Genomic DNA, 12,208 nt, shown 5'->3' on the forward strand with positions numbered 1-12,208 from the left:
ACGATGTTAGTTAGTAGACGAAAAGGACATACAGCAAATCATATCGTAAGAATCAACGGAAAACGAATCGATCTGAAAGCATTAGAAGAGGTCATGATGCTTCATTTTCCGCTAAAGGAATGTGTGTTAATCCCTAAGAAAAATCAAGAAGGCAGCCTCTCGCTTGTGCTATTTGCACAGGCGAAGGACCCTTCGCTGACAAGAGAGGACTTGATGAAAGGCCCGCTTCATCCCCATGAAGTACCAGCCGCTCTCGTCTTATTGCCTTCCTTGCCAAGGGCAGAAAGTGGAGCCATCGATACAGAAGCATTGCTTTCGATTGACATCATAGATGAAGAAGGTTTAAGAAAGATAGAAGAGCGTACGAAAGCCATAGATGGAGTGGAGGACGCGGCCACTCTCATTGAAAGTCAGACAGAAAAACAAATGCCTTATCACCTAGATGACCTGTTTCCTAATCGGCAGCGTGCACAAGGGAACGAATCGATTTCGAAGGATGAAGCGGGCGAAACAAAGCAAGCATCCGCTCATGAAAAGCCGCCCGCACTTGTGTATGGCGGGGATGTCAACAAAAAACCAGGCACACCTGTCACACTGACAGAGGTGTTGATTCGATCAGCCTTTATGTCACCTGACCGCGGGGTGACCTATATCAAAGAAGGCGGGCGCACATTGACCCAAACCTACCCTGAGTTACTCACAAACGCAGAACGGGTTCTGTCTGGTTTAAGGAAAGCAGGGCTGACAAACGGCGATCAAGTGTTACTTCAATTAAAAGATCATCACGATTTCATCACCGTGTTTTGGGGCTGTATTCTCGGTGGCATCATTCCGACTCCAGTCTCTGTGCCGCCTGTTTATGATGAGATGAATCAAGGAGTGAACAAGCTCAAGGGCGTGTTTCAGCTGCAAAATGAACCGTTTATTATTACAAATGAAGCAAGTGCTGAAGACATTGCTGGGCTGCGTGAGACATTTGAGGCAAAAGAAATACCAATTTTAACAGTAGAAACATTGCTTACGTGTGAACCGGATGAACAGCATTATGAGCCAGAGCCGGATGAGCCTGTGCTTCAGCTGCTGTCTTCAGGAAGTACGGGTGTGCCTAAGTGTATCCGTCACAACCATCAAAGTATTTTATCTCGGATCATCTCCTTTGAGCAGACAAATGGCTTTACGCATGAGGATGTGTCGCTTAACTGGATGCCGCTTGATCATGTAGGAGGCATTGTCATGTTTCATGTGCATGACGTCTACCTTGGCTGCCAGCAGATTAGTCCATCCATCGATCAATTTATCGAGCGGCCGATGGTGTGGCTGGATTGGGTAGAAACATACGGCGTCACAAGGACATGGGCACCGAATTTTGCTTTTGCTATGATGAATGAATATGAGGACGACATTCGCAAGGGGAGCTGGGATCTCTCCACACTGACTTATATTATGAATGCAGCCGAAGCGGTTGTTCCAAAAGTGACGCAGCGCTTCATGCATATCATGGGTGAGCATGGATTAAGCCGCCATGCGATGGTGCCGGCGTACGGCATGTCTGAAACATCCTCAGCCATTGTTCAATCAAAGAAATTCATGCGGCATGATGATCAGGATGGACAGCTGACGATTGATCAGACCTCGTTAACAGGTGAAATTCAATACGTGACGCAAGATCATCCGCACAAGATGACGTTTACAGAAGTCGGCGTACCTATTCCGTCTGTATGGATTCGGATTGTAGATGAACATCATCATGTGCTGCCAGAAGATCAGGTCGGACGCTTACAGGTGAAGAGTCCAACGATTATGATGGGCTATGATCAAAATGAGGAAGCCAATCAAGAGGTATTTGCGGAAAATGGCTGGTTTCACACGGGGGATTTAGGATTTATTCATGAAGGGCGTCTTGTTCTGACAGGTCGAGAAAAGGACATCATCGTCATCAACGGAGCCAACTATTTGAATTACGAAATTGAAGCGGTTGTGGAAGAGGTGGACGGGGTTGAAGTCACCTTTGCCGCTGCGTACGGCATTTACAATCCCGAATCAAGCAACGACACGCTTGCCGTCTTTTTTGTCTCGCAAAAAGATTCAATAGAGGAACAAATCACGATGATTCAGCAGATTAGAGAGGCCATCATCCGAAAAATCGGGATAGAGCCTGATCACATCATTCCGGTGAAAAAAGACCAATTTCCGAAAACAGAGAGTGGGAAAATCCAACGTGCCCAGTTAGGTGCAGCGCTAAAAGAGGGAGTATTCCGTGACATTGAAAGGGCACTGGATCTTGCTTCTGAAAATGAACAAACACTCCCAGATTGGTTTTTCAAACGCATTTGGGCAAAGGAGCATATTGGTCCGTCTCAGCCTTCTGCTGATCATGTACTCGTTTTCGAGGATGAAAAAGGGCTGTACCAATCACTTTACGCACAATTTGAACAAAGAAATCAGCCCTATGTTTCTGTGAAAAAAGGGCGTGAATTTTTGCGTTTGTCCAAAGGGATGTACCAGATGAATCCGAGAATCAAGGGGGATTATGTCAGGCTCGCTGCAGCACTTGAAGCAGATGAATTAAAGACCGGGCAGGTGCTCCACCTGTGGAATGTGACAGACAAAGAAGCCATCGTTGAGCCTGCGCAGTTCAAAGAAATGCATGCGAGTACCAATCAATCTATTTTGTACTTGTATCAAGCGTGGAGGCAAGAAAACAAAGAGCCGATCCGGCTTGTCGTAGTGACAAAGGGTGGTCAATTTGTAAGCCCTGAAGACGATCTTCATGTGGAGAAAACGTCGCTCGCTGGTTTATTAAAAACCATCCCGCAAGAATGGGAAGGAGCAGAGGTGTCCCATATTGATATTGAAGCGGAGCGTGTGGAACAGGATGCAAAGCACATTGCTGAAGAGCTGTCAGCGATTCATATAAAAGCAGAGGTGTCATACCGAAACGGGCACAGGTTCGTACCAAAGCTGGAAAAAGTCAATATGATGAAAGCACCTCAAACAGAAGGGTTTTTAGAATATGAAGGTCTTTATTTGCTGACTGGAGGTCTTGGCGGTATTGGATTTGAGCTGTCTAAGCAGATGCTCCAATTTGGACTAAAGCTCGTATTGATTGGAAGGACTTCTCTGGAAGACAGCCTGGAAAAGAAAGAGGCGTTCTCACAGCTAAAAGGCCTCGGTGATGTCATCTATGTACGAGCGGATGTGACCAATTTAGCTGACGTCGAGCGGGCGATTTACAAAGCAGAAAAACACTTTGGTCAATCCATCCGGGGCGTGCTGCATTTAGCTGGGGCTGGCAATGTGTCAGAGCATTTTCAGCATACGGATAAGTATGCATTGGCTCATACGTCAGAAGAGGATTTCACAAAGGAGCTGTCAGGGAAAGCAGACGGAGCGTTTGTCCTGCAGGAAGCCTTCAAGCATGACCCGGCAGTACCACTCGTCTTTTTTGGATCGGTGAATGGCTTTTTTGGCGGCACAACATTCGGGGCATACTCTGCAGCCAACAGCTTGTTAGATGGACTTGCGCACACTCTTACCTTTCAAGAAGGAAGACGGGCGATTTCGTTGAACTTCAGCATGTGGGATAATCTTGGTTTGTCTAAGGGACATACCGGCGCAGCGCTAACCGTCCGCAAGGGATTTCAATTGATTGGAAAGAAGCAAGGTCTCCATTCATTATGTCTAGGTGCCCGGCTGAATGAAGCGCATCTATTTATCGGCCTAGACGGAGCCAATCCAGAAATTGCTGAGTATCTTCAGCCAGCACCAATACCGACTTTTGAGAAAAAGCTTTTTTACACGGTTCAGCCTGGCACAGAAGTGCATGTTGAAGATATCGCAGGCGTAACAAAAGGTGACTGGGATATTCAGCAAGTACAAGAAATACCGAAAAAACAAGATGGCTCCATTGATCATGAAGCCCTCAAGCTGAATCAGCACAAAAATGGACAACCCCTTGAGAAGCAATTGCCAGAAACGAAAACAGAGCAAATTCTTGCTGCCATATGGGAGGACATTTTAGACGTAGATCGTGTGTACAAAGAGGATCAATTCTTTGACCTTGGCGGGCATTCATTAAAGGCGACTCAAACTATTTCTCGGATCAATCATGAATGTTCAATCAAGGCGCCTTTAAAAATATTATTTGAAAGTAAGCATTTGGCCCATCTGGCGCAAATGGTTGATGACATCAAAGGGGCACCGGCTGTTCAGGAAGCCAAGATTCCAAAGCTTGAAAAGCGAACAAGCTATGAGCTGTCACATGCTCAGAAGCGCATTTGGTTCTTATCCACATTAGAAAAGAGCCATCATTACAATATATTAGGTGCTTGGAAGCTGACAGGACAACTGCACATTCAAGCGTTAACAAAAGCGATTGGTCTCTTAACGAAACGTCATGAAGCACTGCGTGCAACATTTAAATCGCTTGGCGGCAAGCCAGTTCAACTGATACGTGAAGACCTTCCGCCATCCGTCACAGTTGCGAATTTCTCATTATTTAATGAAAAAACGAGAACGAGAAGACTCAAGCAGCTTATCCAGCAAGAGGCAAACCGCGTCTATGATTTAGAAAGAGGACCTCTTTCACAGTGGACGATTGTGGATATGGGCAATGAGGAATTTTATCTTCTTTGCGCGCAGCACCACATCATTTCAGATGCATGGTCGCTCAGCCTGCTCATTCAGGAGTTAGAAGTGGCATATGACGGGCTTCTTTCAGATGAATCGCCGCAGCTCCCGGCGCTGGAAATCGAATGGACAGATTATGTTCATTGGGAAAATGAGCAACTAACGCATCATCAAGCAGACCAAACCTATTGGCTCGATACCTTACAAGGTGAACTTCCAGTGCTAGAGCTGCCGTTTGACCGCCCTCGTCCGCCGGTTCAAACATTTAACGGCGCTACAGAGCAAATCGTCTTGGAAGAACCGCTTATCCGCCGTTTGCAGGCTTTGTCCAAGCAGCAGGGCACAACGCTGTTCATGACGATGCTGTCAGCGTACTACGTCCTGCTTCACAAGCTGTCCGGACAGACAGATATCATCATTGGCTCGCCGATCGCAGGGCGAGATGCCAAACAATCAGAGAAGCTCGTTGGGATGTTTGTGAATACACTTGCGCTGAGGCAGGATATCTCCACAGCAGATACATTTGCTGATGTCATGGAAAACGTGAAAGAGATGACGTTAAAAGCATTTGAGCATCAGCGTTATCCATTTGACAAGCTTGTCGATGATCTTTCGTTGGATAGAGATTTAAGTCGATCGCCTATTTTCCAAGTGGCCATAGGGTATGTAACAGATTCGCTCAATGTAAAGCTCAAAGGGCTGACAAGTGAACATGTGATGGTCCATCATACAGTGTCTAAATTTGATCTCACCCTGCATGTATTTGAACAGGGAGATCAGCTGTCGATCCATGTGGAATACAATACAGATTTATTTGATCAAGAGACCATCCATCGTTATATGATTTATTATCTTCATCTGCTAGATGGTATGACGGCTCAGCCTGAACGTACATTTTCTGACTATTGCTTAATGGACAAAGCGGAACAGGCCGCCATGATCATAGGAAAAAACCAAACGGCTACATCATATCCAAAACGGACCCTTCAAGAGCTGTTTGAAGAACAGGTGCAGCGTGATCCGCACCGTATTGCCTTGTCCTATTTGGAAGAGCACATGACGTATCAAGAGTTGGATGAGAAGGCGACACAGCTTGCTGCTTACTTGCAGTCTAAAGGAGTTGGACCAGGTTCACTGGTACCGATGCTTTTTGATCGTTCCTTTGACATGATTGTCTCGGTGCTAGGTATCGTCAAGTCTGGTGCTGCGTATGTTCCGATGTCACCTGAATATCCAGATGCACGCATCCGCCTCATCGTTCGCGATACGCAAAGTGATGTGATCATCACTCAGTCTCATTTTGCGAATCGTCTAGTAGACTTTACAGGTACAAAGATTAACATGGACAAGCCGTTACCAGAAACAGATGCAGTGTATCAAAGAGAACAATCGATCATAGGGGAAGACCAGCTGGCCTATGTCAACTACACATCAGGCTCTACAGGTACACCAAAAGGCGTGATGCTCCCCCATGCAGGAGTTGTCCGCCTTGTTAGAGAAACAAACTATATTGAACTAGGTCCAGATGACAAGATGCTTCAGCTCTCAAACTATGCTTTTGATGCCTTTACATTTGAATTATGGGGAATGCTGCTGAATGGCGGTCAGCTGATTCTGATCCCAAAATATGCCGCACTGAATATGGATGAATTATCACGGTTGATCAAAACGCATCAAGTGACAGCCAACTGTCTGCCAACCGCATTATTCAATCGGCTGGTGGAGCACGATCCAAAAAGTGTAGCAGGCTACCGCACATTACTTGTTGGCGGAGAAGCGATGTCTAGTGAGCATGCACGAAAGGTACTCCCACATATGGAGGGTGTGCTCATCAATGCTTACGGTCCAACAGAAAACACGACCTTAGCAGCAACACATCAAGTCACGCACATGCCAGAGGGTGCAAGATCAGTTCCAATTGGTGTCCCGGTATCGAACTCAACTGTCGTCATACTAGATGAAGCGCTCAACCCAGTGCCAGCAGGCGTCAAAGGAGAAATCTATATCGGCGGAACAGGGCTGGCAAAAGGCTACCTTCATGATCCAGAGCGGACGCAGGAGCGTTTTATTGACAATCCATTTCCTGAACTAGAGGGAGACAAGCTGTATCGTTCAGGTGATCTTGGTACATGGCGCTCAGATGGCACCATTGAATATCTCGGCCGAAAAGACAACCTCGTGAAAATTAGAGGCTACCGGATTGAATGTGGGGAAATTGAAACAGCTCTCCTCAAGCATCCGCAAGTAAAGGAATGTACAGTCATCGCCAAAACGTATGGCAGCTCTAAACGGCTGGCAGCCTACCTTGTCACAGACGGGGAGAATCCTGTTCCGGGCTGGAAAGCATTTTTGCAGGAAAGCCTGCCAGGCTACATGATTCCAAGTTACTTTATTGTAATGGACGAAATGCCAGTCACAACGAACGGAAAGGTTGATCAAAAAGCACTGCCAGAGCCGACAGAAACGATCTCTCTTTCCCAGGGGGATGACAAACCAGTCACCGAAACGCAGGAACAAATTGTCACAGCTTTCAAGGAAGTGCTTGGTGTCAAACAAGTAGGCATGCATGACTCCTTCTTTGATTTAGGCGGCGATTCGATTATGAGTATCCAGGCTGTTGCCAAATTAAAAGAAAAGGGGATTCGTGTTGATCCAAAATGGATTTTCATGCATCCAGCACCTGCGCAGCTAGCCGCACATGTGGACGCAATTCCAGAGGCCGGGGAGCATGTCGAAAGGTCTCCGAAGGACTATGTGATTGAGCTGAAAAAAGGCGATCCAGCTGAACCGAGAATATTCTTTGCACCGCCTGCCGGTGGAACGGTCATGGGCTATATCGATGTTGCTAAGCTGATGACACATCAAGGCGCTGTTTATGCCATGCAGTCTCCTGGCTTATATGAGGATGAAGAACCGCAATTCCTTCATTACACAGAGCTTGTCACCATTTTTATTGAAGCCATTGAGACCTTCTATCGACCAGGCATTGACTATCTAGCAGGGCATTCAATGGGCGGGCATCTTGCCTACGGAATGAATCAGCGGCTCTGCCATGCAGGAAAAGCGCCGAAAGGATTGATCATTTTAGATACGGTGCCAGTGCTAAGAGATGAGGCAGATCAGGCGCTCCATGCCGATATGAACGAAGAAGAAGTGAAAATGCTTGCGCTTGTCCTTGGAATGGGAAATCTCGTCGGCATCCAGCCAGAAGCATTACAAGGGCTGAGCTTCCAAGAAGTGAAACAGACAATACTCAAAGAGGCAGAAAAGGATGAAGTGGTTCATCAATTTATGAATGATCAATATTTAGATAAATATTTGCAAATGCAAACGCATAATACGATCATGTCACAAGCCATTGAATTAGAAAAAGAACCATTCCCTGTGCCGTTTTATATTGTACAAAGCAGTGATCACGCCATCGATTTCCAGAAGAAGTTCTCAGACTGGGAGGCTTATACGAAAGGGTCGTGCTCGTATTATCACATCAAAGGAGACCATGTCACCATGATGAAAAGGCCGCAGGCAGATGAACTGGCACGGATTCTTCAAACGATTATAAAGGGGTAAGGACGTATGAATCAGTTATTTAAAACCTTTGAAAAAAAATCAGACCTTATTCAGCTTATTTGTTTTCCTTTTGCAGGCGGTTATTCCGCCTCGTACCGTCCACTTTTTGAACAGCTAAAAGGCTCTGCCGAAGTAACAGCAGCAGAGCCCCCAGGGCATGGAACCAATCTCATGCCGCTCGAAACGAGCATTGACCAATTGGCTGAGCTGTACAAAGAAGGGCTTACAGGCAACCTGAACCGCCCATTTATCCTGTTCGGACATTCCATGGGAGGACTTGTCGTGTATAGACTGACGCAGCTGCTAGAAAAGGAAGGGGTCTATCCTGCAGCAGTTGTGATCTCGGCCATTCAGCCGCCGCAAACAAAACGGCAGATCCTGACCCATTTATCCAATGAAGCATTTGTTCAGCATATTGCCGAAATGGGCGGGATTCCAAAGGAATTATTAGAGAACAAACCAATGATGGATTACTTTACGCCGTCCTTACGTGCAGACTATCAGGCGCTGGAAACCTTCCAGCACAAAGATCAATCCGTCATCGAAACACCCGTTTATTTATTCAATGGAACACAAGATGAAAAATGCATGCAAGATGCAAACGGCTGGCTGCCATGGGCAAAGACCATCAAACGCACCAACTTCGATGGAGGCCACATGTACATCAACACACACCTCGAGCACTTCGCAGAACAGATGAGACATGTGATTGACCTTGCTGCCAAACAACACTTCATCAGACATTAAAAAAAAGCGGTCCTCGTTTGAGAGACCGCTTTTTCTTATGAATTCCGCTTCTTCACTACATTCCCGCCAATCACTCCGCCAATGACCAGCACACCTCCGATGAGATGATACCAATCGATTGTTTCATGTAAAATGAGAACCCCAGCGGCGACCGTAATAAACGCAGATAAATTGTTAAAGATGCTGACCTTTGCCGCTTCAAGCTGAGAGAGGGCATAGTTGGATAAATATGCCGTGAGAAGTGAAGAAAGAATGCCTAAAAAGAGCATTGACCATACAAAGGATGCTTGTGTAAACGGGCTGAAAAATTGCGGCATTGTCCCGTTGACCGAATGCCGAATGAGCGCAGCGGCATTGAAGAAGACAAACCCAAAGAATGTCATCACGAAGGTGAGTTCAATCACATGGAAGCGCCGTGTAATCACCCGGGCAAATACACTATATGCACTGGAGGATAAGGCTGAAAGCAATATCAGCACATAGCCGATCATGTGTGAATGCTTTACATCAATTCCCTTCATGACAAAGAGAAGCATCACCCCGCACACAGAAAGAAGGGTAAACAGTACTTGTATCCATGTCGCGCGTTCCTTTAAAAACCACGCGGCCAGCACCATCGTCAGAATGGGAATCGTTGCCTGAATAATACCAGCCTCTGACGAAGAAGTATACATCAGCCCCCATACTTGAAAAGCAAAAAACAACACAGGGTAAAGCAAGGAAAACGGTACGATGTAGAGAAGGTCACGCCATTGAATGGAGAAGCGGTTCTTCTTTCGTAAAAATGGATACAGCAATAGTGCGGCTGCAAAAGAAATCGTAAAGCGGTGTGCCAATAAATCGATCGGGTTTGCTGATTCTAATGCAATTTTGACAAACAAAAATGAAAAACCAATAATCGTGGCGTAGCCTATCGCGGCAGCATACGCTTTCTGTTTTGAAATGTTCACAACTTGACTCCTTACACGAGCATGCATGCTTCAGTTGAATTGACCGGTTCTGTTCTTCTATCGTAATCGGATCATCTAAGGTGTACAATAAGAGAACATGATATCTGTACCGGTACAAGGAGGAAGCGGTGTGAGGAAATATGATCAGCTTATTCTCAGCTTAAAAGAGAAAATGGCGTCTGGTGAATACAGTGCTGGCATGAAGATCCCTTCCATTCGTCATTTAGCGGCTCAATATGGAGTGAGTAAAAGCACTGTCATCAAAGCACTGGACACATTAGAACGTGAACATCTGCTGTATTCTGTAGAAAGAAGCGGCTATTATGTCGTGAAAACGAAGCAGTCAGCGGGTAAACAGGACAGCACATGGATTGATTTTGCTTCATCTGCACCTGATCCCGTTGTGTTTCCATATGTCGATTTTCAGCACTGCATCAACCAAGCGATTGATTTGTATCAAAATGACTTGTTTATTTATGGCACAGCCAACGGCTTACCATCGCTGCTGCCAGTCATTTCTAAGCGATTAATGGATTATCAAGTATTTGCAAATCCAGAACAGATCGTCATGACCTCTGGTATTCAGCTGGCGTTATCCATTTTAAGCACCATCCCTTTTCCGAATGGAAAACAGACCATACTAGTCGAACAGCCTGGCTATCACCTATACCTCCAATATTTAGAGAAAAATCAACTGCCCGTGCGGGGGATTCAGCGGACGGAAAAGGGAATTGATCTTCAGGAATTGGAGCGTATCTTTCGAGAAGAGGAGATTCGTTTTTTCTATACGATGCCAAGGTTTCAAAACCCGCTTGGAACGAGCTTGTCAAAACAGGAGAAAAGAGCGATTGCAGCTCTTGCTGAGAAATATGATGTCTATATCGTTGAAGATGATTATATAGCCGATTTAGAATTCGACGCAAAAAGAGACCCGATCTATTCATACGATCAGGCGGGTAAGGTCATTTATTTAAAGAGCTTCTCCAAAATTATCTTTCCGGGACTTCGAACAGGAGCAGTCGTTTTACCTGAGGAACTGATTGGACCTTTTAGTGAACACAAACGGCTCATTGACATCGACAGCTCCATGCTGTCACAGGCAGCCTTAGAAATATATTTAAAAAGTGGGATGTTTGAACGGCATCGAGAAAGAATGCAGACAACCTATCACAACCGATCCAAACAGCTGGTGACTTGTCTGAAAAATGATCAAATCGCTTATCAACTGGGAGAAGAGGGGCCAGCTACTCATACACATGTACGTGTCGATCGGTCGATTCCGATGAATCAGCTCATTCAGCACCTAAAAAAGGCATCTGTTTCCATTCAGTCAATCGACCGCCATTACCTGTCAACCCATCAAAAAGACCCCATTCTTCAGCTGAACATCTGGCATGTGAAAGAAGAGCAAATCACACGTGGAGTCGATTTGCTAAAGACAGCATTTCAGCAAATTGGGCGATATTAAAGGCGGGACAGCACATCTCTGCAAGAGAGTATCTCAACACTTTCAGCCGCAGCAGGCTTTCGTGTGCACACCGCCATTTGGTAGGCAGGATCGAGTGAGTATGTTTGAACAAAGCAGGGCGCTTCATGATCAGGTAATATCAACGTCGCCAGTCCATCCTCTGACAGACGGGCTGTAAAGGACGAAAGACCATAAGATAATCCCTTTCCAGTCAGCTTGATAAAGGCCTCCTTCATTGACCATAAATGAAAGAAGTAGGCTTCCTGCCGTTCTGCCGGTTGTGAAAGTAAATCCTCATACTCATCTGCTGAAAAAAATCGTTTAGCAATCGCTAGATCAATCGGTTTGATCTCCTCAATATCAATACCTACAGGTGCATCATCTATTGCACATACGACCCAATCACCAGAGTGAGAAAGATTAAAGTGAAAAGAAGGAATGTGCCGGACGAAAGGCTTGCCGTTGCCCTCTGTTGCAAAAACGATTTGATCAATAGGCAGATCGTACATATCATGGATCATTTGACGAACCAGCACCTCACCTAACAGGGTCCTTCTTGCATCGACCAAAAAACGAAAGCGCTCAGCCGCAGCACGCTTTGCAGGTGATACAAAGGGTTTCAGGCAATCGATTTGTTGTCGTGCACCTATTTCATCTAAGTGTAGTAATTGGATAGCAAATATCTTCATAACGAACCTCAATTTTTTACATTGATTGTAACATTGGAGAGCGCTGGGAAAAAGGGAAACAGGCCTCCTTTTCACTGAAAGCCTAAAATGACAGATGTAGGCTTATTTCATCTTATGAATATAAGAAAAATCTGTTTATTTATTTCAGCACAAGA

General features: G+C 45.6%; 5 protein-coding genes. 3 read left to right on the forward strand and 2 right to left on the reverse strand.

Going from position 1 to position 12,208, the window contains the following annotated elements:
• The first annotated feature begins 3 nt into the window (after window positions 1–3).
• Together MHH26_RS00025 and MHH26_RS00030 are read left to right on the forward strand one after the other, a co-directional pair.
• Window positions 4–8,199 (forward strand): amino acid adenylation domain-containing protein, encoded by an 8,196-nt coding sequence (locus MHH26_RS00025; RefSeq protein WP_340971638.1) that lies wholly within the window; start codon window positions 4–6, stop codon window positions 8,197–8,199.
• Between the two features lie 6 nt (window positions 8,200–8,205).
• Window positions 8,206–8,946 carry a thioesterase II family protein gene (locus MHH26_RS00030; protein WP_106031584.1) on the forward strand — a complete coding sequence of 247 codons (741 nt, stop codon included), beginning with the start codon at window positions 8,206–8,208 and terminating at the stop codon, window positions 8,944–8,946.
• A gap of 35 nt (window positions 8,947–8,981) precedes the next feature.
• Here the strand turns inward: MHH26_RS00030 and MHH26_RS00035 are convergent, their stop codons facing one another.
• Window positions 8,982–9,896: a DMT family transporter gene (locus tag MHH26_RS00035; protein ID WP_060595524.1), complete on the reverse strand. Its 915-nt coding sequence runs from the start codon at window positions 9,894–9,896 to the stop codon at window positions 8,982–8,984.
• Window positions 9,897–10,026: 130 nt separating this feature from the next.
• Here MHH26_RS00035 and MHH26_RS00040 point away from each other — a divergent pair, with 130 nt between their 5' ends.
• Window positions 10,027–11,364: an aminotransferase-like domain-containing protein gene (locus MHH26_RS00040; RefSeq protein ID WP_340971641.1), complete on the forward strand. Its 1,338-nt coding sequence runs from the start codon at window positions 10,027–10,029 to the stop codon at window positions 11,362–11,364.
• Here MHH26_RS00040 and MHH26_RS00045 read toward each other — a convergent pair.
• The gene (locus MHH26_RS00045; RefSeq protein ID WP_034664114.1) at window positions 11,361–12,053 is read right to left on the reverse strand and encodes a 4'-phosphopantetheinyl transferase family protein; all 693 of its coding nucleotides are present in this window, start codon (window positions 12,051–12,053) and stop codon (window positions 11,361–11,363) included. The genes MHH26_RS00040 and MHH26_RS00045 overlap by 4 nt on opposite strands.
• Window positions 12,054–12,208: the final 155 nt, after the last annotated feature.

This window comes from Bacillus sp. FSL K6-2839 (assembly GCF_038003365.1).
Classification (GTDB): Bacteria; Bacillota; Bacilli; order Bacillales; family Bacillaceae; genus Bacillus.

Excerpts from the sequence above, each read along its gene's own strand:
- MHH26_RS00025 (WP_340971638.1), top strand. The coding sequence starts at position 4 with ATGTTAGTTAGTAGACGAAAAGGACATACAGCAAATCATATCGTAAGA.
- MHH26_RS00030 (WP_106031584.1), top strand. The coding sequence starts at position 8,206 with ATGAATCAGTTATTTAAAACCTTTGAAAAAAAATCAGACCTTATTCAG.
- MHH26_RS00045 (WP_034664114.1), bottom strand. The coding sequence starts at position 12,053 with ATGAAGATATTTGCTATCCAATTACTACACTTAGATGAAATAGGTGCA.